The following is a 24,912-nucleotide window of genomic DNA, read 5'->3' on the forward strand; positions in this document are numbered from 1 at the left end:
TGCTAACCTGTCGCCCGTGGATAGCAAACAGAAAACCGGATCGATCCCGATGGGAGCGGGAGCGCGTGTCGCCGATGCGCGCGCCCGCTTTCGCGCCCCATGACCATGCTGCGCCGGTGCTTCTCCATCTTCCTGTCGATCTTCCTGCTGCCGCTCGTGCTGGCGGCATCGGCGCCGTCGCGCGCGGCGGCGCCCGAACCGACCCTGCGCTTCGAACACCTGTCGGTGCAGCAGGGCCTGGCCCAGGAATCGGTCCTGTCCATCGTCCAGGACCGCGACGGCTTCATGTGGTTCGGCACCCAGTCCGGCCTGTCGCGCTATGACGGCTACCGGTTCGTGCACTACCGCAGCGAGATCGGCAACCCGCGCAGCCTGTCCAGCAACTGGGTGCGGGTGCTGCACCTGGACCGCCACGGCCGCATGTGGCTGGGCACCGACGGCGGCCTGAACCGCTACGATCCGGCCACCCGCAGCTTTACCCTGTACGCGCCGCACGAGCCGACCCGGCGCGGCACCGGCAACCGCCAGATCAAGGCCATGATCGGCGACGGCAAGGACGGGCTGTGGATCGGCACCGCCGACGGCCTGCAGCACTTCGACACCGAGACCGGCAAGTTCACGGTCTGGCACCACGTGCCGAACGACGAGCGCACCCTGCGCGACGACGGCATCCAGGCGCTGGCGCTCGACGCCGACGGGCGCCTCTGGATCGGCACCGCGGCGGGCCTGGACAGCCTGGCCCCCAACCGCCGGACGGTCGAGCACCATCCTTCGCAACTGGACGTTCGTTCACGGCCGGTGCACGCGCTGCTGGTCGACGCCGGGCAGCGGCTCTGGGTCGGGCGCTTCGGCGGGCTGGAACGGCGCGAACTGCGTGGCCCGGATGCGGGCAGGCTGCGCCGCTTCGGGCCGGCCGACGGCGTCAAGGAATCCTGGATCACCACGCTGTACCAGGATCCCGACGGCACGGTGTGGGCCGGCACCCACGAAGACGGCCTGCTGCGCTGGCGCGCCGGGGGCGAGCGCTTCGACGCCTTCCGCAACGTCGTGACCGACCGCCACAGCCTGGTCGACAACTACGTCTCGGCCCTGTACCGCGACCGGGTCGGCACCTTCTGGGCCGGCACCTGGTATGGCGGCGTCTCGCGCGTCGACCTGGGCAGCGGCGGCTTCGCGCGCCTCAATGCGCGCCCCGGCATGCCCGACTCGCTGGCGGACAACAAGGTGCGCGCATTGCTCGAAGACGGACAGCGGCTGTGGGTCGGCTCGGCCACCGCCTTGCACCACCTCGATCCGCGCACCGGCAAGGCCGAGGTGTTCCGCCACCGCAAGGACGACCCGAACAGCCTGATCGACGTGCCGGCGGCGGCCATCGTGCGCGACGGCGCCGGCCTGCTGTGGATCGGCAGCCGCTCCGGCATCACCTCCTTCGACCCCGCGGCGCGCCGGTTCCGGCGCCAGGTGCTGCCGGGCGACGCCGACGCCAACAACGTGCGCTCGATGCTGCTCGACCGCGCCGGCATGGTCTGGATCACGACCCGCGGCGGTATGCACCGGCTCGACCCGGTCACGCGCGCGGTGACCAGCTACCGCCACGATCCGTCGAAGTTCACCAGCCTGTCGGACGACATCGCGCGGCCGATGCTCGAAGACCGGCGCGGCCGCTTCTGGGTCGGCACCTTCGCCGGCCTCGACCTGTTGGACCGCGCCAGCGGCAGGTTCCGCCACTTCCGCCACGATCCCTACGACCCGAACAGCATCAGCCACGACGAGGTGCACCACCTGATGGAAGACAGCCGCGGCGACATCTGGATCGGCACCGCGGTAGGCCTGAACCGCATGGTGACGGGGCGCGACGGCGCGCTCAGCTTCACCCGCTACACCACGCGCGACGGCCTGGTCGACGATTCGGTGGCGGCGATCGTGGAAGACCAGGACGGCCGCATCTGGGCCAGCACCTCGAGCGGCATCTCGAGCTTCGACCCGGCCAACGGGCGCTGGCGCAGCTACACGGCGGCCGACGGCATCACCGAAGGCGCCTTCTTCGACGCCTCGGTGTTGCGCGCGAGCGACGGGACCCTGTATTTCGGCGGCTTCAACGGCATCACCGCCTTCGATCCGCGCGCGATCCGCGACAACCGCATCGCGCCGCGTCCCGTGATCACCGGCCTGCAGGTCTTCAACCGGCCGCTCGAGCAAGCCTTCCCGGGCCTGCTGCCGGGGCCGATCGAGAACGCCAGCGCCGTGACCCTGCCGGCCGACGCCGCCGTGCTCACCCTCGAATTCGCGGCGCTGCACTTCGCCGCGCCCGAACGCAACAAGTTCGCCTACCGGCTGGACGGCTTCGACAAGGGCTGGGTGAACGCCGGCGCCGACCAGCGCTTCGCCACCTATACCAACCTCGATCCCGGGACCTATGTGTTCCGGGTGCGCGCGGCCAACAAGGACGACGTCTGGAGCGAGGACGTGGCGGCGCTGGCGCTGACCATCGAGCCGCCGCCGTGGGGCACGCCGTGGGCCCGGATCGCCATGATCCTGCTGGTGTGCAGCGCCGTCTACGGGGGGCTGCGCATGCGCCTGTCCAGCCTGCGCCGCCACAAGGAGCGGCTGGAACACCAGGTGAGCGCGCGCACCGAGCAGGTGGAGCAGCAGAACCGCATGCTCGAGCAGCAGACGCAGGAACTGCGCGAGCAGGAGCGGCGCGGACGCCACCAGAGCAACGAGCTGGCGCGCGCCTACCGCACGCTGCAGGAGAACGAGGAAGTCCTGCGCCAGGCCAAGGAGCGCGCCGAGGATGCGACGCGCCAGAAGTCCGAGTTCCTGGCCAATATGAGCCACGAGATGCGCACCCCGCTGGCCGGCGTGATCGGCATGCTGGGCTTCGCGCTGCGCGACGCGGCGCTCAGGGACAACACGCGCGAGCAGATCCTGCGCGGCCAGGCCAATGCCGAAGCGCTGCTGGCGATCATCAACGACCTGCTCGACTTCTCGAAGATCGAGGCCGGCAAGCTGACCGTCGAGCGCATCGACTTCGACCTGCACGAGAAGATGCGCAACGTGGCCAGCCTCTTCCAGGAGCAGGCCGCCGGCCACAGCCTGGACTTCTCGGTCCAGGTCGACGACAACGTGCCGCGCTTCCTGGTGGGCGACCCGACCCGCGTGCGCCAGGTGCTGGTGAACCTGATCGGGAATGCCTTCAAGTTCACCAGGTCGGGCAGCGTGACGGTGCAGGTCGAGTGTCGGCCGGACGACCAGGACCGCCCGCCGGGCATGCACATGATCCGCTTCACGGTGCGCGACACCGGCATCGGCATCCCGTCCGATGCGCTGCCGCGGCTGTTCCAGAAGTTCGAGCAGGCCGATACCACCACCACGCGCCGCTACGGCGGCACCGGCCTCGGCCTGGCGATCTGCCGCCAGCTGGTGGAGCTGATGGGAGGCACCATCGGCGTCAACAGCCAGGAAGGCAAGGGCAGCGTGTTCAGCGTGCTGCTGCCGCTGCCGGACGGCGCCCCGCCGGTGCGCGTGGAGCATGCGCCGCGCGCGCCGCACAGCCATCGCCTCAGTATCCTGTGCGCAGAGGACTTCCCCACCAACCAGATCATCGCGCGCCTGATGGTCGAGGAGCTGGGCCATGCGATCGACATCGTCGACAACGGCCTGGAGGCGGTGGCCGCCTGCGCGCGCAAGCGCTACGACCTGGTCCTGATGGACGGCCGCATGCCCGAGATGGACGGCGCCAGCGCCACCCGCCTGATCCGCGCCGGCGGCCCGCAGGATGCGCCAGTGATCGATCCGCACCTGATGATCGTGGCGCTCACCGCCAACGCCAGCGACGAGGACCGCACGCGCTACCTGGCCTGCGGGATGGATGCCTTCCTGACCAAGCCGATCGACGAGGCGGCGCTGCACACCCAGCTGGCGCGCGCGATCGAGCGCCAGCTGCAGCGCGGCGTGCCGCTCGAGCCGATGCCGGCGCAAGGCGCGCCCGACAGCCGTGCGCAGGCGATGGCGGCGCTCGACGCGATGTTCGAGGTCACCTTCGACGCGCCGGCGGCGGGGCGCGGCGCGGATCCGGGGCCAGCGGCCACCGCGGCCACCGCCGCGCCTGGCGAGGCCCTGGCGCTGCGCCTGCGCGCCGCCTTCGTCGCCGACCTGCCGCGCCGGCGCCGGGAGCTGGCGGCGGCGGTCGCGTCCGATGACCTGGACGCCGCCGGCCGCATCCTGCACGGCCTGCGCGGCAGCGCCGTCCACCTGGCGGAGCCAGGCCTGGCAACGCTGTGCGGCGAACTGGAAGCGGCGGCCGACGCCGGCGAGCACGAGCGCCTGCGCGCCGGGCTGCCGCGGCTGCATACGCTGCTCGACGCCTTCGATGCGCGCTAATCTCCGGCCTGTCCCGAATGCTTGCCTATAATGCAGGTCTTGACCGAACTGGCGGAGAGCGAATGAAGGTGCTGGTAGTGGACGACGACATCGTGGCGCGCATGATGCTGATGCATCTGGTCGACAGCTGCGGCAATCATGCGATCCTGGAAGCGGAAGACGGCGCCGATGCCTGGCGCCAGCTGGAATCGGGCCTGCGGCCCGACATCGTGTTCTGCGACCTGCGCATGCCGCACCTGTCCGGCCTGCAACTGCTGCAGCGGGTGCGCGCCGGCGCCGACACGGCGGCGCTGCCCTTCGTGCTGGTTTCGGCCGCGTCCGACGGCGCGACGCTGGACGAAGCGGCGGCCCTGGGCGCCAGCGGCTACATCGTCAAGCCGTTCCGCCAGGAAGACGTGCGCGCGCAGTTCGCGCGCCTGTTTCCGGCGCTGGCCGGCGCCCAACCCGCAGACGAAGCGCCGGACGAAGCACCGGACGAGGTGGCGCGCCGGCTCGGCATCGATCATGCGCGCCTGCGCCTCTACCTGGACGGCCTGGCGCGCCAGCTGCAGGTGGCCATGCACGAGCCGCCGGCCGGCGACGAGGGAACGCAGGCGCGCCTGAACCGCCTGCGCGAAGGCTGCAAGACGCTCGGCCTGTACGGCGCCGCCGCGGCGCTGGCCACGGTGGCCGAGGCCCGCTCCCCGGCGCCGCACGATGTGGCGGCGGCGCTGGCGACGGCCGGCGCGGCGGTCGCGCGCCAGGCCGGGCGCGCCGCGCATGGCTGAACGCAAGAAGGGGTGGCGAATCCGCTTGCCGGGCAGGTGCTTTAGATTTAAAGTATTCCTGGCTTGTTGCTTGAGTTCTTGTCGCCTCGTTTTACCCAGCCGGGACCATCCATGAACGACGCCACCATCGCAACGCTGTTCCCGTCCGGCCACACGGACAGTTTCGCCCGCGCCAACCTGCCGCCGGCGCACACCTGGCCCGAGTTCCTGTTCGACCTGCCCGAACTGCATTACCCGCCGCGCCTGAACTGCGTCGCCGACCTGCTCGACGGCGCCGTCAAGCGCGGCTGGGGCGGGCGCACGGCGCTGATCGGCGCGCGCGAGCGGCTGACCTACGCCGCATTGTTGGAGCGGGTCGACCGCATCGCCCACGTGCTGCGCCACGACCTGGGCCTGGCCACCGGCAACCGGGTGCTGGTGCGCGGCGCCAACTGCCCGACGATGGCGGCCTGCATCCTGGGCGTGATCAAGGCCGGCTGCATCGCGGTGCCGACCATGCCGCTGCTGCGCGCGCGCGAACTCGGCGCCATCGCCGGCAAGGCGCGCGTGAACGCGATGCTGTGCGCCGGCACCCTGGTGGACGAGGTCGCCGCGCTCGGCCTGTCCGTGCCGGTGCTGGTGTTCGACGCCCCGGTCCCCGATTGCCTCGAACAACGCATGGCGCGCCATGGCGAGCCGTTCGTCGCCGCCGACACGGCGCAGGACGACGTCTGCCTGATCAGCTTCACGTCCGGCACCACCGGCGTGCCGAAAGGGACCATGCACTTCCACCGCGACGTGCTGGCGATCTGCGACTGCTTCCCGCGCCACGCCCTGCGTGCGCAGGCGGACGACGTCTTCGTCGGCACGCCGCCGCTGGCCTTCACCTTCGGGCTGGGCGGGCTGCTGCTGTTCCCGCTGCGGGTGGGGGCGGCCGGGGTGCTGGTCGAGAAGCTCACGCCCGAAGCCCTGCTGGGCGCGATCGCCGAGCACCGCGCCACCGTGTGCTTCACGGCGCCGACCTTCTACCGCCAGATGGCGGCGCAGGCTGGCCGCTTCGACTTGTCGAGCCTGCGCGCCAGCGTGTCGGCCGGCGAAGCGCTGCCGGTGGCCACGCGCGAGGCCTGGCAGGCGGCGACCGGGCTGGCCATGATCGACGGCATCGGCGCGACCGAGCTGCTGCACATCTTCATCGCGAGCGCGGGCGACGACGTCCGGCCAGGGGCCACCGGCAAGCCGGTGCCGGGCTACCAGGCCTGCATCCTCGACGCCCAGGGGAGGCAGCTGGGGCCGGGCGTGATCGGCCGGCTGGCGGTGAAGGGGCCGACCGGCTGCCGCTACCTGGCCGACGAGCGCCAGCGCGACTACGTCCAGGATGGCTGGAACCTGACCGGCGACGCCTACGAAATGGATGACGACGGCTATTTTTATTACCGCTCGCGCACCGACGACATGATCATCTCGGCCGGCTACAACATCGCCGGCGCCGAAGTCGAAGAAGCGCTGCTGCACCATCCGGCGGTGGCCGAATGCGCCGTGGTGGGACGGAGCGACCCCGAACGCGGGCAGGTGGTCGAAGCCCATGTCGTGTTGCGCAACAGTCACGTGGGAACCGAGCGACTGGCCCACGAGCTGCAAGAATTCGTGAAGGGCCAGATCGCGCCGTATAAGTACCCGCGCGCGATTCTGTTCAAGGAACAACTGCCTCGGACCGAAACCGGTAAACTGCAACGGTTTAAATTACGCACTGAAGCGGTTTGAGGACTTGCATGGATGACGACAGGCGCATACGGGCTGCCGACGCCGAGGGGGGAGAGGCGGCCGACCTGGACCTGGAAAGCCGCCTGACGGACGAACACCACCAGTCGCTGCGGCTGTGGCTGCGCATGCTGTCGTGCACGACGCGGATCGAGAACGAGATCCGCAGCCGCCTGCGCACCACCTTCGGCATCACCTTGCCGCGCTTCGACCTGATGGCGCAGCTCGAGCGCCATCCGGACGGGCTGCGCATGGGCGAGCTGTCCCGGCGAATGATGGTGACCGGGGGCAATATCACCGGGATCACCGACCAGCTCGAGCGCGAGGAACTCGTGGTGCGGGTGCAGGATGCACGCGACCGGCGCGCGTCGGCGGTCAAGCTGACCGAGGCGGGAAGAAAGGCCTTCGCCGAGATGGCGGCGGTGCATGAGCGCTGGATCGAGGAGATGCTGGTGGATGTGCCGGGCGAGGACAAGGCGGAGATGATTGCCTTGTTGTCGACCATGAAGCGCAAGCTGCGGGTGGATGATGAAGTCTAGGGGCTGCTAGTCACGGTCCGGCTGCTCGCGGATCCGGGTTGGCGGCAGCAGCGAGAATGCCGACTTCACGTCGCACGCCTCCTGGCGCGGACTGCGGCCGAAAAAACGCTTGAATGCGCGGTTGAAGTGAAAGGAGCTCTCACAGCCCACCCGGGCCGACGCCGCCGAGCTGCGCGAGATCGCCGAGATCACCGCCTTCCTGGCGTCGGACAAGGCCAGCTTCTTCGTTGGCGCGGTGGTGATGGCGGATGGGGAAATGAGCGTGGCGATCAAGTGATGTGCGTGGTGGTGTGCGCCGCGGGCACGTCGTCAACGTTGCCCGCGCACAGCGACTATCACCGGATGGATTCCTGCTTCGCCATGGAATAGAAGAGCCTCTGCAATCCCGCATGAGCGCGTCAATAGGCTGAGCATTGCCAGTCGAATACCACAAAAGTACCAACAACTGCGGCCGCTGGTGAAGTTACCGCAGTCGGATGTGTTGCATTGTCCGTCGGTATATCCGCGCGTCCACACTAAAAGCATGAACGAGCGAGGGCTTATCTGATGTCAAAGATATTGTCGTTCCAAGTACATACCATTGATTCTTGGAATGTATTGCGAAGACACGTATAGCGGAGGACGCATGCTCACTGTCGCCATATTTCGTCATCGGGTTAGAGCAGCCTCGACGGCGGATAAATGAACCTCAAGGACCTGATTGAAGGATTTACCAGCCTGACCGAGTCGCATCGCCCCATACGTTTGCGGTTTTCGCGAGGACAGCAAGCGTCTGGCGACGTCCTGCTGGTCCAGCGTGTCAGCGGAACCGAAACACTGTGTGGCGGACTGGAATACCGGCTCCTGTGCGTGTCGACACGCGCCGATCTCCCTCTGAAGGACTTCATCGCACTGCCGGTCGAGCTGCAGTTCGTGACGGACCGCGGCAACATGCGCGCGGTGCGCGGCATCGTCGCGCAAGCGGCTGCCGGCCAGAGCGATGGTGGCCTGGCGACCTATGAACTGGTGCTGCGCGATGCGCTGGCGCTGATGGAGCAGCGCACCAGTACCCGGGTCTTCCGCAACATGAACGAACTGGACATCACTCAGGTCATTGTGGGCGAGTGGCGTCGGAACAATCCGGTGCTGGCCAGGGCATTCGACGTGGAGTGGTCGCATGTGAAAGGCATGTTCCCGGCCCGCGAGTTCACCATGCAGCACAACGAGTCCGATGCCGACTTCTTGCGCCGCTTGTGGAAACGGCGCGGCATCGCGTGGTTCATGCGTCCAGGGCTCGCTAGCGAATCCCAGGGCGAGGACATGCCGGCGCACACGCTGGTGTTGTTCGACGATGGGTTCACGCTGCCGCAAAATGCCGCGGGCGTGGTGCGCTACCACCGGGACGACGGTACCGAGCAAAGCGATACCATCTTCGCGTGGAGCCCGGTACGCAAGCTCGTCCCGGGCAATCTCAACCGTCTCAGCTGGGACTACCTGCAGGGCCGGCCGATGACCGCCAATACGCCGTCATGTATAGACCAGGGGGCGACTGGTAACCGCTTCGCGCTCGGTCTCGATGACTACCTGATCGACGTGCCGCATGCTGGGGCGGACGGCGACGACTACCGCGAGCTTGGCGAACTACGCATGAAGCGCCATGAGTACGAGTCCAAATGCTTTTATGGCGAAGGAAGTGTGCGCGCTCTTTGTATCGGAGAATGGATCGCCTTGAGCGGCCATCCGGATATCGACACCCACTCGCCGCAGGAACGGGAATTTGTCATCACGCGCCTGGAGGTCGATGCGCAGAACAACCTGCCGAAGACACTCGATGAGCGGATACAGCGGCTGTTTGCGCTCAACCGGTGGGATGAAACCTATTTCGACAGCGGTCTGCACCAGGCCAGCGCCGAGCGCGGCATGCGCTACATGAACCGCTTTGCCTGCGTTCGCCGCAGCATTCCGATCGTGCCGGCATTCGATCCGCGTACGGATCTGCCGCGTCCACAGCTGCAAAGTGCGATCGTCGTCGGCCCGCCCGGCGAAGAAGTGCATTGCGATGAACACGGGCGGGTCAAGGTACGCTTTCCCGGCGCCAGGGTTGAAGACCACGAGCATGCGCAAGGCGCGGGTGCCAGCGGCAGCGACCGGGACTCCGCCTGGATACGGGTCGCCAGCACCTGGGCCAGCAATCAGTGGGGGACGATCACGCTGCCGCGCGTCGGCGATGAGGTCCTGGTTGGCTTCCTCGGTGGCGATCCGGATAAGCCGATCATCGTTGGCCAGGTCTACGGGCGCATGGCGCCGCCGCCCGCGTTCAGTCATGCCGGGGCGCTGCCTGGAAACCGATACGTTGCCGGCATCAAGAGCAAGGAGGTCGGCGGCGACCGCTACAACCAGTTGCGGTTGGATGACACGTCGGGCCAGATCAATGCACAGCTGTCGTCCCAGCACGGTCATAGCGAGTTGAACCTGGGGTGGCTGACCCACCCGCGCAAGGACGGCAAGGGCGAGGCGCGCGGCGAAGGCGCGGAGCTGCGCAGCGACCTTGCCGTCGCGCTCCGGGGCGCGCAAGGGGTCTTGATCAGCGCCGCCGCGCGCCAGCATGCCGGCGGAAAACAACTGGATCGCAGCGAGCTTCTCGGCCTTGCCGAGGCCTTGCAGGGACTGCAGAGGCAACTGGCTGAACTGGCGTCGACGCATCACGCGGACAGTACCGACGATGGGGAGCTCGAACAACTGATCGGCTACCTGAAGCAGTGGGAAGCCGGCAGCAATACCGAAAAGGACGGCGCCGGCGGCCAGCCCGTGGTGGCGCTATCCGCGCCGGCCGGCGTCGCCATGACCAGCCAGGACAATATTGCGATCGGCGCGCAGACGCATATCGATGTGCTCAGCATCGGCAATACCCAGCTATCGGTCGGCAGGAAACTGCTGGCGCGTGTTTCGGAAAGCATCAGCCTGTTCGCACACCGGCTCGGTATCAAGCTGATTGCCGCCAGCGGCAAGCTGGAATTGCAGACACACGGCGACGATATCGAGGTCACTTCCTCCAAACGCATCGTGCTGACTGCCACCGACGAGATCGTGCTGCAGGCGCCCAAGGTCCGCATCGTGGCGCAGGGCGCCCAGGTGGATATCGGCGCCGGGGTCATCACTCAGCAGAGCAGCGGCGAACACACGATCAAATCGTCGAAGTTCGCGCATATCGGACCGGGAGGCGGCAACCCGGCCGCCGTGACGCCGCCGAAGAGCGAGGCGCAGCACGACCAGCAGACCGTGCTGCGCTGGATCGGGACCGATGAGCCGATGCAGAACCAGCGCTATCGCATCACCACCGAAGACGGCCGCAGCTTCGAGGGGCGGACAGATGCGAACGGGCTGACCGAGCGTTTTAGCAGCGCCATTTCGTTTGGGCGCTACAGCATCGAGGCATTGGACGACTGATACACCATGGGGAGCATGCGATGACGACTGCCGAACATCCTTTGCCTGCGCAACATCATGCCCACGCGGCTCGCAAAGCTGAAGGGTTTGCGACACCGAAGCAGGACAAGAAGCCGCAGTGCGCGCGGATGTTGCCGAAGCGGGTGCTGCCGGTAATTTTTCTTCCGGGCATCATGGGGTCGAATTTGCGGTTGAGCGCCGAGCGGCAGAGAGAGTTGAAGCAGAGCGACAATATTGCGTGGCGGCCAGATGCGCTTGGGGTATCGAACATCAGCAAGAATGCGAATAGCCCGCCGCGTGAGCGGCAACTGCGACTGGATCCGCTGCAAACCACGGTCGATATCTACGATCCTTCCGGGCCGTCTGACGTCACGGGCGATGGACGGCATGGTAATGTGGCCTTGGCCGAGAACTTTAATTCTCCCTTGCTGACGAGCGACCCGCCGACTATGCCGAACGGACGTACCGCGGTCCAAAAGGCACGGGCACGCGGCTGGGGCGAAGTATTTTTCAAGAGTTATGGCGAGTTGCTGCAACACCTCGAATCTCGCCTGAACAACACGTTCGCCAATGGAAAAATACGGTCCGAGTGGCGCGATGTCGTTGGCGTTGATCCAAAGGTATGGAGGTCCGACCCCAGTCTGCCGCAGCAAGTATTGACTGAGGACGAACTTAAAAAGGCGGTCACCGGCTGCTGGTTTGCCGTTTACTCGTTCGGCTACAACTGGCTGCAGTCGAATGGCGAAAGCGCGAAGATTATCGCCGCACGCATTAACAAGGTCATCGGTGAGCTGACCGCGTCCGGCTACGAATGCGAAAAGGTGATCGTTGTAACCCATTCGATGGGCGGGCTTGTCGGGCGGGCGCTGGTGCATCCGGCCTATGGCAATTTGCAGGACAAAGTGCTCGGCATTGTGCACGGCGTGATGCCGGCAATCGGTGCGCCGGCCGCCTATAAGCGCATGCGGGCAGGATTCGAGGACCCGGGCCTGATGAGCATTAGCCCAAGCATCATTGAAGCAAGTATTGGCGCAAAGGTAGCCGGCAATTATGGCGACGAAGTCACGGCGGTGCTGGCGAATGCCACGGGCGCACTGCAGCTGCTGCCTAGCGATTCCTACGGCAACGGCTGGCTGCGCGTGAGACACAATGGGCGGGATCTGGAAGCCTGGCCGAAGCAGGGCGATCCCTATAGCGAAATCTACAAGCTGCGCGGCAAATGGTATGCGTTGTTCCGGGAGGACTGGATCAATCCGTCCAACGTTCCCCCAAAGAAAGACGGCGGAACGTTTGCACGAACATGTAGATTTCTCGATCAGGCAAGGCAATTTCATCAGACGATTGCAAACACCTATCACCCGAACAGTTATGCGCATTACGGCGCCGACGGCGGACGGCAAAGCTTCGGCGAGGTGGTTTGGGAAATCAGGAATTGTGCCGACCCTAGCGGCTGGCAGAACTGGTCTGTCGTCCGCGACAGCCGGCAGGGCAGGCTTGAATTCACTTCGTGGGACCCAGATGGAGCGAATAATATCGGGGCACTGCCGTTCAATGACAGTAGGCCTGTACCGATGCACGCAACGATACTCGCGCCGTCGGCGCCAGGCGACCAGACCGTGCCCGCCAAATCCGCCGACCACCAGTTGAACAGCGGCACGTTCAAGGGCGTGTTCCGCCAGACCGGTTACGAACACCAGTCCAGTTACAAGGACCCGCAGGCCATTGCGTCGACCTTGTATAGCATCGTGCGCATCGTCCAGCACGCAAGCTGGGAATGCTGAGAGGGATACCATGTGCCCGACCGCCATCAGACGCCTGTTCCTTTTTCCGCTTGCTGCCGCGAGCCTGTTGCTCGCAGCATGCGACCACCACCCGAAAGAATGGAAGACGCCGAACATGACCTCCTTTACGTCCCGCCTGCAACCTGTGTTTGACAAAACGAAAACCGTCTGCTTTGGCCGCTTCATGGTCGATGTACCCGCATCGGCTACCGTCGCATGGGGCGGTACCGATGTTCCGCTGGGCGTGACCATTTACCGTGACGGCGTGGATGAGGTAAAGGCCTTGATGCAGAAGTTCGTCGACGAGCTGAAAAGCGAAAAGGCCATTTACCTCAACAACGTCCCCTTGCTGATTTCGGTGGACGACATGCGCCAGCCCGAAGGAAAAATCGTAACTGGCTACGATGGTTTTGAAGCGATTGGTATGCTGAAAATAAACGGCTACTTCAGGATGAACAACGACAGCGTTATCATTGATGCGCGTCCGTTAGAAGAACAGAAAGACGAGACTATCACAGACATAAAAAGCATTGCACGCCGTATGCGCCAGCGTCCAGAAGATGAAATCCCCATCGAGCCCGGCAACTGCATCGAACACTTTTTTTTGCCAGATAAGCAAAATCCAACACACGATGATCTTATGGAACACATCCGTATTGGCTTTCGTTTAAAAGAGTTCCCCGATACGCATTTTTCAATTTATGTCGCACCATCGAATCCCCCCAACCCTGAGGGCGACTCGCTCCGGGCCCAGTGGAAGCGTATCAAGGAAAGCCCAACCACGCCCGAAGAGAAAGCGGCGCTTGCCAAGATTGATTTTTTCCGCGAGAGCCCGCGCCAGATACATGAATGGAAGACCGGCTACGAGGTCCTCTTGCGTAATCCCGACGAAGAACACGTCCATTCTTATCACGACTTTCAGGCCAAATTCACGGGCGTTCCCCACGACCCGTTCAGACCGTACGCCGATATCCAGCTCCAAACCGGCGTCGGCGATAACGCAGCCGGCTCCACGAAGGCCAGTCTGACCGACGAAGAAGCCATCGCAGTCTGGGACAAGATCATCAGCACCATCCGCGTGCGCCCGACCCGCGCCGTGCCCGCCAAATCCGCCGACACCGGTCCACGCCTGCCGCTGGGCGAACTCGCGGCAACCGGGCGCACCTGCCCGCAGACCGGATTGTGGGAGCACGATAGGCCGGGGCCGACGGGGGATAGCCGGCGTCAACACATCCGGGCCGGCGACCGTATGCCGCATGTGGCTGTGATTGGCGAGCCGTCGATCTGGCAAAAACTCAAGGGGCAACGGCCCTCTTACCGAGCGGCGACAGTCTGGAAACTGGTCAGCTACGATGATGCGCCTACTCTTGCACACACGGCGGGGCAGCCAACCTCAATCGTGGAAATCTCTCCCCCTGATGACCTTCCGAAAGACGCTACCGATCCCAGGCCACACGGTGGCCGTGGCGAAGGAACCCCACCCAATGAGAAAGGCTGAGCGATGCCCAATGTGATTCGATTAGGTGACGCAACGTCTCATGGTGGCAAGGTCGAAAGTGTGAGCGCCACGTACTTCACGGTTGACGGGGTCCCGGTCGCCTGCGTCGGTGATGCGTGCAGTTGTCCCATCAAGGGACATGACAAATGCACGATTGCTGAAGGCGATCCGAGCCACGTCATCAACGGCATTGCCGTTGCCTACGACGGGCATAAGACGACGTGTGGAGCAAGCCTGATTGCTTCTATCGGAAACTTCAGTGGGCAATAAAGAACCCGACCCTCTGATACTTCAGGCGCATATGGTGAGATGCGGTGAAACATTCCGATTTAAAGGGGTGGTCCCCCCGACTGGAATCGAACCAGTATCCCACGCTTAGGAGGCATGTGCACTATCCATTGTGCTACGGGGAGGAGGCAGGTTCCGCCATCACTGACGACGCCTCGCAAGACAAGCTTGCAATCCGGTGGCCACGCCTGCAAGACAGACCGCGACCATGGACCGACTGCAATTATAGCCGAGGATAGCAAGAGTTTTGCAAGTTCAGGCCCGCCAGTCGGTACAATGTGCGCCTCAATCAATTAACGCACATTTTTCCGATCCCGCGCCGGCAACACCGCGCGACGGAACGCTTACCGAACATGGCAGTCATCTCCCTCACTTCCGCGCAACTGGCCTTCGGCCACGTCCCGCTGCTCGACCACGCCGACTTTTCGCTGGAAACCGGCGAGCGCGTCGGTCTCATCGGCCGTAACGGCACCGGCAAATCCTCGCTCCTGAAGATCATCTCGGGCCGCTCGAAACTCGACGACGGCCTGCTGGTCATGCAGCAGGGCGTGAGCATCGCCTACGTTGAGCAGGAACCAGTGTTCGACCCGCAAATGACCGTGTTCGACGTGGTCGCGCTCGGCATGGGCGACCAGCAGGCGATGCTGACTGAATATGAAGAACTCACCGGCAAGTTCGGCCAGGGCGACGACGATGCGCTGATGGAACGCATGCACGTGCTGCAGACCAGGCTGGACGCCACCGACGGCTGGAACCTGGCGAACAAGGTCGAGACCACGCTGGGCCGCCTGAACCTGGCGGGCGACGCGAAAATGGGCACCTTGTCCGGCGGTATGCAAAAGCGGGTGGCGCTGGCCGTGGCCCTGGTGTCGGCGCCGGACGTGCTGCTGCTCGACGAACCGACCAACCACCTGGACTTTACCTCGATCAAGTGGCTGGAGAGCCTGTTGCGTGAGTTCCGCGGCTCGATCCTGTTCATCACCCACGACCGCAGCTTCCTGGACAATGTCGCCACCCGCATCATCGAGCTCGACCGCGGCAAGCTGCTCTCGTTCCCGGGCAATTTCTCGACGTATCAGGAGCGCAAGCGCGAATTGCTGGCCAACGAGGAAGTCGAGAACGCCAAGTTCGATAAATTCCTGGCGCAAGAAGAAGTGTGGATCCGCAAGGGCGTGCAGGCGCGCCGTACCCGCGACGAAGGCCGCGTGCGCCGCCTGGAAGCGCTGCGCCTGCAGCGCGCCGCGCGCCGCGACCAGCAGGGCCAGATCAAGCTCGACGTCGCCACCGGCGAGCGCTCGGGCAAGATCGTCGCCGACCTGGAAGGCGTGTCGAAGCGTTATGGCGACAAGGTGATCGTCGACGGTTTCACCGGCACCATCATGCGCGGCGACAAGGTCGGCCTGATCGGGCCGAACGGCGCCGGCAAGACGACCTTGCTCAAGATCATCCTGGGTGAGGAAACGGCCGACAGCGGCGCCGTGCGCCTCGGCACCAAATTGAACGTGGCGTATTTCGACCAGATGCGCACCCAGCTCAACGAAGAGGCGAGCCTGGCCGACACCATCGCTCCCGGCAGCGACTGGGTCGAGATCAATGGCCAGCGCAAGCATGTGATGACCTACCTGAACGACTTCCTGTTCTCGCCGGAACGGGCGCGTTCGCCCGTCAAGTCGCTCTCGGGCGGCGAGCGCAACCGCCTGCTGCTGGCGCGCCTGTTCGCCAAGCCGGCCAACTGCCTGGTGCTGGACGAACCGACCAACGACCTCGACATCGACACCCTCGAACTGCTGGAAGAATTGCTGGAGGAATACACCGGCACCGTCTTCCTTGTCAGCCACGACCGTACCTTCCTGGACAATGTCGTGACCCAGGTCATCGTGGCCGAGGGCGGCGGCAAGTGGCGCGAATATGTCGGCGGCTATACTGACTGGGAGCGCGTCAGGGCGGCGGCCCCGGCGGCGTCTGCGCCGGCGCCTGCGCCGAACGCGGCCAAGGCCAGCGCCGCCAAGGTGGACGAGGCGCCGGCCCAGGGCGCGGGCAAGAAGGTCAAGCTGAGCTACAAGGAACAGCGCGAGCTCGAAGAGTTGCCGCAGTTGATCGCGTCGCTCGAAGACGAGCAGTCCGCGATCACGCAGCAGTTGAACGCGCCTGATTTCTACAAGACGAATCCGGCCGACGCCAAGCGCATCAATGCGCGGTATGCCGAGATCGACGACTTGCTGCTCGACGCGCTCGAGCGCTGGGAGCGCATCGAGGCGCGCGCCAGGGGCGAATAAGCACGACGTTCAATGAGGCAATGAAGGGACGGCATCGATGACCGAACGCGATGAACCACATGCTGTCCCGCCACCGGCCGCGTTCGCGGCCGACGAACCCCTTCTCAACCGCGCCGCCTGGATGCGGATCCTGCCTTTCGGCACCTATATTTTCTTCATTATCCTTGCCGACATGCTCGAGCGGATCGGTGTCGGCCGCGCCGAGCTGCGCTGGCTGTATCCGGTGCAGGTCGGCGCCGTGCTGGCGCTGCTGGCCGCGTTCTGGCGCGGCTATGACGAGCTGCACCGTTTCGCGCTGTCGCTGAGGCAGGCGCTGGCCGCCAGCGCCGCCGGCGTCGTGGTGCTGGTCTTGTGGGTGCATCTCGACGCCCCCTGGATGACGCTTGGCAGCGCGCCCGGCTACGACCCGCGCACACAAGGCGAGATCGACTGGTTGTTGGTGACGATCCGCATTGCCGGCGCCGCCCTGATCGTGCCGGTGATGGAAGAGCTGTTCTGGCGCTCTTTCTTGATGCGGTGGGTCGAGCGATCCGACTTCATGTCGCTTGATCCGGCGCGTATCGGCTTCAAGGCTTTCGTGATTCCATGCCTGTTGTTCGGATTCGAACACCATCTTTGGCTGGCCGGCGTCATGGCCGGCGTCGCCTATGGTTTGTTGTATATGCGGCACCGCAAGCTGTGGTCGCCGATACTGGCTCACGCTATCACCAATGGATTGCTGGGAGTCTGGGTGGTGCATACCGGAGGCTGGCAGTTCTGGTAATTCCTTCGGCGCAGCATCCACCGGGAAATGTAGAACATGCCTTTCAACCCTGCAGCGCATCGGCTTCGAACCGTGGCGGCCCTGGCGACGGTGTTATGTTCCTTCCCAGCAGTGTCTGCGCCGAACGACGCGCGACAAGAAGACGGCATACGGCTGCTTGGCGGCATCGGCTGGGCCTACGACGACAATATTTTTCGTGTGGCCGACGACGAGCAACCGTTCGAAGGCCAGCGCAGCGATTCCTATCGCACGCTCGACGCCGGCGTCGTGCTCGACAAGACCATCAGCCGCCAGCGCATCGCGGCGACCGCCAAGGTGTCGAAGGTCAAGTTCGACCACTTCGACCAGCTCGACTACGACGGACGTGACCTGCAGGCGAGCTGGTTGTGGCAAGCCGGCAAGCAGTTCGAGGGCCGTGTCGAAGCGTTGTACATCAAGACGCTGGCGCCATACACCGACTTCGACAGCGACGAACGCAACCTGCGCCGGCAGCGGCGCCAGTTGCTCGATGCCGGCTGGAAGCTGCATCCAAGCTGGAAGCTGCGCGTCGGCGCCGCGCGCGACAAGTACACCTACGAGTTGCTGGCCCAGCGCTACAACGACCGCACCGAAAAAGCCTATGAGGTCGAGCTCCAGTACCGGCCAAAAAGCGGCAGCACGGTGGGCCTCGTCGCGCGCCGCCTGAAGGGCAACTATCCGTACCGGCGACCTTACAACAGCAGCGTGCTCACCGACGATTTCACCCAGGACGAGCTCAAGGCGCGGGTCGACTGGCTGGCGAGCGGCTCGACGACGGTGCAGGCGCTGGTCGGCTATGCGCGGCGCGACCAGCCCTCGTACGACGACGGCCGCACCAGCGGCGTCAACGGCCGTGTCACCTGGCTGTACAAGCCGCAGGGCAAGATCAGCTATGGCGCGTCGCTGTGGCGCGAATTCGCGCCGATCGAAAGCTCGCGGGTCAGCACGACCCTGAACAAGGGAGCGAGCCTGCAAGCCACCTGGCTTGCCACCGACCGCATCCGGCTGGACGCCCGCGCCGCCTACGAGAAGCGCGACTATACGGCGCGCGACGTGTTTGCCGGATTGGACGACCTGACCGACGCGATCCGCAGCGCCACCGTACGGGCGTCATGGCAGGTCCGGCCCAAGGTACAAGTGATCGCCGGCTACGCCTACGAGTCGCGCACCGGTTCGCAGGCACTCGGCACCGGCAAGTTCGACGCCAATATGGTGCAACTGAGCGCCAATGTGCTGTTCTGATGATGGATGTGGCGGCGCATGACGGTCAATGACATTCCCATTATTTCGTTCTTCCAGCGCGTGCTCGATCCGCTGATCGTGATGGGCAGCCTGTACCTGGCGACATTGGCCTTTGGCGAACCGTTCTCCGGCTATTGCCTGGTGCTGATGATCCTGGCCTTCTTCATCTCGTCGGCCGTCTACCAGCAGATCGATCCCTACCGCACCTGGCGCAGCGGCCGCATGCTGGCCTATGCGCGCGATACGGTATTCGGCTGGTGCCTGACGCTCGCCGTGCTGTATTTCCTCGGCTCGGCCAGCGGCATGAGGTACTACTACGACGAGCGGGTGCTGCTGGCCTGGGCGCTGGCGACGCCGCTGACGATCCTGGCCAGCCATATCGCGGTGCGCTTCGCCACCGGCAACCGCAAGCACGCCGGTGAGCTGCGCTCGATCGTGGTGGTCGGCGCCAACGATGCCGGCATCAAGTTCGCCGGCGTGTGCGAGCGCTATCCGAACCTGTTCATGCAGGTGCAGGGCTTTTTCGACGACCGTACCGACGGTCGCAAGCCGCCCGGCCTGCGCTATCCGATGCTGGGCAAGATGGCAGACGTCGCCGCTTATGTGCGGCGCAAGAACATCAAGATGATCTTCATCAGTCAGCCGGTCTCGGCCCAGCCGCGCATCCGCCAGCTGGTCGACGAATTGAAGGACACCACCGCCTCGGTCTATTTCTTGCCCGACGTGTACGTGTTCGACCTGATGCAGGCGCGTTTCGATACCGTGGGCGGGATGCCGGTGATCGCGATCAGCGAGTCGCCGTTCATGGGCTTTAACAGCGTGCTCAAGCGCGGCACCGACGTCGTGGTCAGCGCGCTGGCCCTGGTGCTGCTGGGGCCGCTGATGCTGGTGATCGCACTTGCCGTGAAGCTCGGTTCGCCTGGCCCTGTGCTGTTCAAGCAGCGCCGCTACGGGCTGTATGGCGAAGAGATCTATATCTATAAATTCCGCTCCATGACGGTACTGGACGACGGGCCGACCATCGTCCAGGCCAGGGCCGACGATCGCCGCATCACCCGCCTCGGCCACTTCCTGCGCCGCACTTCGCTCGACGAATTGCCGCAGTTTATCAATGCGCTGCAAGGACGCATGAGCGTGGTCGGACCGCGTCCGCATGCGGTCGCGCACAACGAGGAATACCGCAAGCTCATCAAGGGTTACATGTTGCGCCACAAGGTCAAGCCGGGCATTACCGGCTGGGCCCAGGTGCATGGCTTGCGCGGCGAGACGGCCACCCTCGACAAGATGGAAGCGCGCATCCAGTACGACCTCGATTACCTGCGCAACTGGTCGCTGTGGCTCGATCTGTGGATCATCCTCAAGACCGTCAAGGTCGTCCTCACGCGCGAGAACGCGCACTGATGCCTATCCCGGCGCGCCGCCGGCGAAGCGCGGCGCGAGAAAAATGAACCGTCGGGCTTCGCGCGCATCGAATGGCAGGGTGGCGGGGATTCCAGCCGAGCTTTCGAGCCAATCTATTTTGTCCTAGAAACGGATGAGCGCTAATCGACGCGCTCTTTGATCTGGACGATTCCCGACAAGCTTGCGCGGCCATCCGGGCTGGGTAGAATCGTTAACCACAATGCAAGAACAATGGCCGATTTCGCTGCTGCAATAGGGGCGGCGACACATCGACATTGATCACGGGAGGCAATGTGCACAACAAGCCACGCATTTATGTTGCGGGCCACCGCGGCCTCGTCGGCTCGGCCATCGTGCGCGCGCTGGGCGCCGCAGACAAGGCCGAGATCGTCACCCGCAGCCACGACGAACTCGAGCTGACCGACCAGGCGCAGGTGCGCGAGTTCTTCCGCAGCGAAGGCATCGACCAGATCTACCTGGCGGCGGCCAGGGTCGGCGGCATCCACGCCAACCATACCTATCCGGCCGAGTTCATCTACGACAACCTGATGGTGCAGGCGAATGTCGTGCACGAGGCCTGGCGCGCGGGCGTGCGCAAGCTGCTGTTCCTCGGTTCGTCCTGCATCTATCCGCGCCTGGCGGCGCAGCCGATCCGCGAGGAATACCTGATGAATGGCATGCTCGAGCCGACCAACGAGCCCTATGCCATGGCCAAGATTGCCGGCATCAAGCTGTGCGAAAGCTATAACCGCCAGTACGGCACCGACTATCGCAGCGTGATGCCCACCAACCTGTACGGTCCCGGCGACAACTACCACCCCGAGAACAGCCACGTCATTCCCGCCTTGCTGCGCCGCTTCCATGAGGCCAGGACGAGCGCCGCGCCCGAGGTCGTGATCTGGGGCAGCGGCAAGCCGATGCGCGAATTCCTCTACGTCGACGACATGGCGGCCGCCAGCGTCCACGTGATGGCGCTGGCGCCCGAGGCGTATGCGGCGGCTACCGACCCCATGCATTCGCATATCAATGTCGGCACCGGCCAGGACGTCACCATCGCCGAGCTGGCGCGCCTGGTGGGCCAGACCGTGGGCTACCGGGGCGAGATCGTCTTCGACGCCAGCAAGCCCGACGGCACGCCGCGCAAGCTGCTCGACGTCTCCAAGCTGGCGGCGCTGGGATGGCGCGCCAGCACGCCGCTGGCCGAGGGGCTGGAGCGTGCTTATCGCGCGTATCTGGCGCACCTCTGCGCAGGTGGCGATCCCGACGCACGATGTGAGATGCACAACAGAACAGATGGCGCAAGCGGTCCAGAATGGCGGATTTCACACCGGACTGCGCATGCCTGAGGGCCAATGCCGTCCACGCCGGAGAACACCATGCAGAGCTCGTACCATAATGTCACAGACTTGCCGCATCCATTCGCACCGAGGTTCAGCCCGAGGCGGGCCGTGTGCGCGGTCCTGGTGCTGGCCAGCGTCGCGCTGGCCGGTTGCAACCGCGACAAGCCGGTGCCCGAGACCAAGCCCGGCCAGGCCCTGGCCAGCGTCAACGGCGAAGAGATCACGGTTTTGCAGCTGAATGAAGAAATGCAGCGTGCCGGCGTCCCGGCTGCCCAGCAGCAAACCGCCAGCAAGCAGTTGCTGCAAGCCCTGATCGACCGCGAACTGCTCGAAAGCGCGGCGGCCAAGGAAAAGATCGACCGCGATCCCAAGGTCATGCAGGCGATCGAGCGAGCGCGCTCCCTGATCATCGCCCAGGCCTATATGCAGAAGCGGGTGGGCGACGTCGGTCGGCCGACCGAGGCCGAGATCGAGGATTATTTCAACAAGCATCCCCAGTTCTTCGCCAACCGCCGCCAGTTCGCGATGAACCAGCTCGTGCTGCCGGCGTCCAGCGTGACGCCCGAGCTGCGCGCCGCCGCCGACAAGGCCCGCTCGCTCGAGGACGTGGCCGCCTATCTCGACACCAGGCAGGTCGCCTACGGCCGCGCCCAGGTCACGCGCAGCACTGCCGACCTCAAGCCCGAGCTGGCCGCGAAGCTGCTGTCGATGCCGAAGGGCCAGCTGTTCCTGGTGCAGGAAGGGGAGCGCGCGCTCCTGACCTCGATCGACGAGGTGCGCGACGCGCCGGTCTCGCTGGCGATCGCCGCGCCGCAGATCGCGCAATACCTGGCCAACCGCAAGAACAAGGAACTGGCCCAGGCCGAAATCCAGCGCCTGCGCGCCACCGCGAAGATCGACTACCTGAACAAGGACCTGGCGCCCGACGCCGCCACGCCCGGCGCGCTCCCGGCCGCGGCGCCGGCGGCGCTGGCGGGCATGCCCGCCACGCCGGCGCACGCCGGACCGGGTGCGGGTGCGGGCGACGGCGACGGCAACGGCGACATCGGCCCGGTGGCCGACACCGTGCACGAGGACGCGCGCGCCGACAAGGCGGCGCTCGACCGCGGCGTGGCCGGCCTCAAGTAGGGCTTGCGAAGGACTTCCCAACGACGTGCCTGGAGACTGACGATGAAACGCTGGATCAAGTGGATGACGGGGGCCGCCTTCATGCTGGGCATGAGCGTGGCCGGTGCGACCGAGGTGCTGCTGGGCGCCGGCGACGTGGTCAAGCTGTCCGTGTATGGCAGCCCCGACCTGTCGATCGAGACCCGCGTCAGCGAGAGTGGCCACATCACGTTCCCGCTGCTGGGCCAGGTGGCTGTCGGCGGCCTGTCGGTGGCCGCCGCCGAAAAGAAGATCGCAGGCCAGCTCGAGAAGGGGGGCTACATCAAGCGGGCTCAGGTGAACATGCTGGTGACCACGCTGGCCAGCCAGCAGGTTTCGGTGCTGGGCCAGGTGAACCGGCCGGGCCGCTATCCGGTCGAAGGCAGGCGCAAGGTGCTCGACATGCTGGCGCTGGCCGGCGGCATCCATGGCGATGGCGGCGACATGATCAGCCTGGTGCGCACGCGCGACGGCAAGACGACGCGCGAGACCATCGATGTGGTCGACATGGTGCGCAAGGGCGAGCTCGACAAGGACTACGAGGTCGCCGGCGGCGACATCATCTTCGTGGAGCGGGCGCCGCGCGCTTACGTCACCGGCGAGGTCAGCCGTCCCGGGCCGTTCCGCCTGGAGCGCGGCATGACGGTCCAGCAGGCGATCTCGGCCGGTGGCGGCCTGAGTCCGCGCGGCAGCGACAACGGCATCAAGGTCACGCGCCGCGACCCCAGCGGCAAGCCGGTCACGCTGGACGTCCAGGCCAGTGATACGGTCCAGGTCGACGACGTGATCGTGGTGCGCGAAAGCTGGTTCTGACGGCAGCGTGTCCGGCATCGGCTTCTCGCCGGGCTTGGACGCGGTCCCCGCATGCAAAGGTGAGTCATGAGCGTGCATCAATTTCTGCTGATTTTGCTGGCCCGTAAGAAAATCGTCCTGGGCACGCTCCTGGTCACGGTGCTGCTCGCCCTCGGCTGGAGCGTGGTGCAGCAAAAGACCTACGAGGCCACGGCATCGGTGCTGCTCAACTACAAGGGCGTCGATCCGCTCACCGGCCTGACCATGCCAGGGCAACTGATGCCGGGATATATGGCAACGCAAATGGACATCATCGGCAGCAAGAACGTGGCGCTGCGCGTCGTCGACACGCTGCGGCTGGCGTCGAGCCCGGCCGTCGTCCAGCAATTCCAGGAAGCCAACGAGGGCAGGGGGACGGTGCGCGACTGGCTGGCCGACCTGCTGCTCCAGAAGCTCGAGATCATGCCGTCGCGCGAGTCGAGCGTGGTCGAGATCAGCTTCAGCGGCGCCGATCCCGTGTTCGCGGCCGCGGTCGCGAACGCCTTCGCCGAGGAATACCGGCGGGTCGGCGTGCAGCTCAAGACCGAGCCGGCCAAGAACGCCTCGCTGTACTTCAACGAACAGACCAGGCAGTTGCGCGACAACCTCGAGGCGGCCCAGGCCCGCCTGTCGAAGTACCAGCAAGAAAAAGGCATCGTCAGCCTCGACAACAACCGGGTCGATGTCGAGCTGTCGCGCCTGAACGACCTGGCTGCCCAGCTGGTGGTGGCCCAGGCCGCGGCCATGGAAGCGGGTTCGCGCGAAAGGGCGGCCGGGACCGCCGGCGCGGCCGTCGATTCGCCCGACGTCGCCAACAATACCCTGATCCAGAACCTGCGCATGAATCTGGCCAGCGCCGAGGCCAAGCTGGCCGAGGCCGGCGCGCGCTTCGGGCGCAACCACCCGCAATACCAGGCCGCGGCCGCCGAAGCCGGCAAGCTGCGCGCCGAGCTCGGCAGTGCGCTGGGCAGCGTCAGCCGCAGCGTCGGCGCCAACGCCGATGTCTACCGCCAGCGCGAAGCCGAGCTGCGCAGCGAGCTGGCGGCGCAGAAGGAGCGCGTGCTCGAGCTCAACCGCACCCGCGACGAGCTCGGTCCCTTGCTGAAAGACCTCGAAGGCGCGCAGCGCGCCTTCGATGCGGCCAGCCAGCGCTATTCGCAGACGCGGATCGAGGCCCAGTCCGAGCAGTCCGACGTCTCGGTGCTCAACCCGGCCGTGGCCCCCACGACGCCGAGTGGCCCGCGCATCCTGCTCAATACATTGGCTGCGATCGTGCTCGGCACCGTGCTCGGCGTCGGCCTGGCGCTGCTGCTGGAATTGCTGGCGCGGCCGGTGCGCTCCAGCAGCGACCTGCAAGACATGCTGGGCATTCCGGTACTGGGCGCCATCGCCTGGCAGGCGCCGCCCGCGCGGACGGGCCGTCTTCGCCGGCTGATGGCGCCCGGCCGGCAACCGCGCCTCAATTGAACAGCGCTG

17 protein-coding genes and 1 tRNA gene are annotated in these 24,912 nt (G+C 65.5%); 16 read left to right on the plus strand and 2 right to left on the minus strand.

The genetic code is table 11. From position 1 onward, the window contains the following. Positions 1-99 precede the first annotated feature (99 nt). The 4 genes from ABIB42_RS00605 to ABIB42_RS00620 all read left to right on the plus strand — a co-directional run bounded on the left by ABIB42_RS00605 (position 100) and on the right by ABIB42_RS00620 (position 7,426). Positions 100-4,383, plus strand: a complete 4,284-nt coding sequence (locus ABIB42_RS00605; RefSeq protein WP_229520372.1) for a hybrid sensor histidine kinase/response regulator — start codon at positions 100-102, stop codon at positions 4,381-4,383. A 62-nt stretch (positions 4,384-4,445) separates the two neighbouring features. Further along, a complete protein-coding gene (locus ABIB42_RS00610) occupies positions 4,446-5,150 on the plus strand; it encodes a response regulator (protein ID WP_005669126.1) in 705 nt (234 codons plus the stop codon). 111 nt (positions 5,151-5,261) lie between these two features. Beyond that, positions 5,262-6,890 (plus strand): AMP-binding protein, encoded by a 1,629-nt coding sequence (locus ABIB42_RS00615; protein WP_229520373.1) that lies wholly within the window; start codon positions 5,262-5,264, stop codon positions 6,888-6,890. An 8-nt stretch (positions 6,891-6,898) separates the two neighbouring features. Then, entirely contained in the window at positions 6,899-7,426 is a 528-nt protein-coding gene (locus ABIB42_RS00620) for a MarR family winged helix-turn-helix transcriptional regulator (protein WP_005669130.1), read from the plus strand. A 6-nt stretch (positions 7,427-7,432) separates the two neighbouring features. On the opposite strand, the gene ABIB42_RS00625 is transcribed toward ABIB42_RS00620, so the two are convergent. Then, positions 7,433-7,699: a hypothetical protein gene (locus ABIB42_RS00625; protein ID WP_219863112.1), complete on the minus strand. Its 267-nt coding sequence runs from the start codon at positions 7,697-7,699 to the stop codon at positions 7,433-7,435. A 408-nt stretch (positions 7,700-8,107) separates the two neighbouring features. Between ABIB42_RS00625 and ABIB42_RS00630 the strand changes: the two genes are divergently transcribed. Genes ABIB42_RS00630 through ABIB42_RS00645 form a run of 4 tightly spaced genes read left to right on the plus strand, consistent with a single transcriptional unit; the run spans position 8,108 to position 14,401 of the window. Continuing rightward, entirely contained in the window at positions 8,108-10,852 is a 2,745-nt protein-coding gene (locus ABIB42_RS00630) for a type VI secretion system Vgr family protein (protein WP_219863113.1), read from the plus strand. A gap of 20 nt (positions 10,853-10,872) precedes the next feature. Continuing rightward, positions 10,873-12,633, plus strand: coding sequence for an esterase/lipase family protein (locus tag ABIB42_RS00635; RefSeq protein ID WP_219863115.1), 1,761 nt, complete (start codon positions 10,873-10,875; stop codon positions 12,631-12,633). A 10-nt stretch (positions 12,634-12,643) separates the two neighbouring features. Continuing rightward, complete coding sequence (locus ABIB42_RS00640; protein ID WP_005669139.1) at positions 12,644-14,131, plus strand: T6SS immunity protein Tli4 family protein; 1,488 nt, start codon at positions 12,644-12,646, stop codon at positions 14,129-14,131. A 3-nt stretch (positions 14,132-14,134) separates the two neighbouring features. Next, entirely contained in the window at positions 14,135-14,401 is a 267-nt protein-coding gene (locus ABIB42_RS00645) for a PAAR domain-containing protein (RefSeq protein ID WP_081589964.1), read from the plus strand. A gap of 68 nt (positions 14,402-14,469) precedes the next feature. Here ABIB42_RS00645 and ABIB42_RS00650 read toward each other — a convergent pair. Further along, positions 14,470-14,544, minus strand: a tRNA-Arg gene (locus tag ABIB42_RS00650). Between the two features lie 228 nt (positions 14,545-14,772). Here ABIB42_RS00650 and ABIB42_RS00655 point away from each other — a divergent pair. The 8 genes from ABIB42_RS00655 to epsF all read left to right on the plus strand — a co-directional run bounded on the left by ABIB42_RS00655 (position 14,773) and on the right by epsF (position 24,903). Continuing rightward, positions 14,773-16,695: an ATP-binding cassette domain-containing protein gene (locus ABIB42_RS00655; RefSeq protein ID WP_005669140.1), complete on the plus strand. Its 1,923-nt coding sequence runs from the start codon at positions 14,773-14,775 to the stop codon at positions 16,693-16,695. Positions 16,696-16,732: 37 nt separating this feature from the next. Beyond that, on the plus strand, positions 16,733-17,458 hold the full coding sequence (locus tag ABIB42_RS00660; RefSeq protein WP_005669142.1) for a CAAX prenyl protease-related protein: 726 nt from the start codon (positions 16,733-16,735) through the stop codon (positions 17,456-17,458). Positions 17,459-17,569: 111 nt separating this feature from the next. Next, a complete protein-coding gene (epsL, locus tag ABIB42_RS00665; protein ID WP_229409861.1) occupies positions 17,570-18,718 on the plus strand; it encodes an XrtB/PEP-CTERM-associated polysaccharide biosynthesis outer membrane protein EpsL in 1,149 nt (382 codons plus the stop codon). Positions 18,719-18,736: 18 nt separating this feature from the next. Continuing rightward, positions 18,737-20,119 (plus strand): undecaprenyl-phosphate glucose phosphotransferase, encoded by a 1,383-nt coding sequence (locus ABIB42_RS00670; RefSeq protein ID WP_005669148.1) that lies wholly within the window; start codon positions 18,737-18,739, stop codon positions 20,117-20,119. 293 nt (positions 20,120-20,412) lie between these two features. After that, positions 20,413-21,465 (plus strand): GDP-L-fucose synthase, encoded by a 1,053-nt coding sequence (gene fcl / locus ABIB42_RS00675; RefSeq protein WP_219863117.1) that lies wholly within the window; start codon positions 20,413-20,415, stop codon positions 21,463-21,465. Positions 21,466-21,567: 102 nt separating this feature from the next. Continuing rightward, entirely contained in the window at positions 21,568-22,587 is a 1,020-nt protein-coding gene (locus ABIB42_RS00680; protein ID WP_229520374.1) for an EpsD family peptidyl-prolyl cis-trans isomerase, read from the plus strand. A 42-nt stretch (positions 22,588-22,629) separates the two neighbouring features. After that, positions 22,630-23,418: a polysaccharide export protein EpsE gene (epsE, locus tag ABIB42_RS00685; protein ID WP_005669154.1), complete on the plus strand. Its 789-nt coding sequence runs from the start codon at positions 22,630-22,632 to the stop codon at positions 23,416-23,418. A 66-nt stretch (positions 23,419-23,484) separates the two neighbouring features. Further along, positions 23,485-24,903, plus strand: a complete 1,419-nt coding sequence (epsF, locus tag ABIB42_RS00690) for a chain length determinant protein EpsF (RefSeq protein ID WP_313632419.1) — start codon at positions 23,485-23,487, stop codon at positions 24,901-24,903. Positions 24,904-24,912: the final 9 nt, after the last annotated feature.

The sequence above is a fragment of the Massilia sp. UYP32 genome, assembly GCF_050434365.1.
In the GTDB taxonomy this organism is placed as follows: Bacteria; Pseudomonadota; Gammaproteobacteria; order Burkholderiales; family Burkholderiaceae_D; genus Telluria; species Telluria timonae.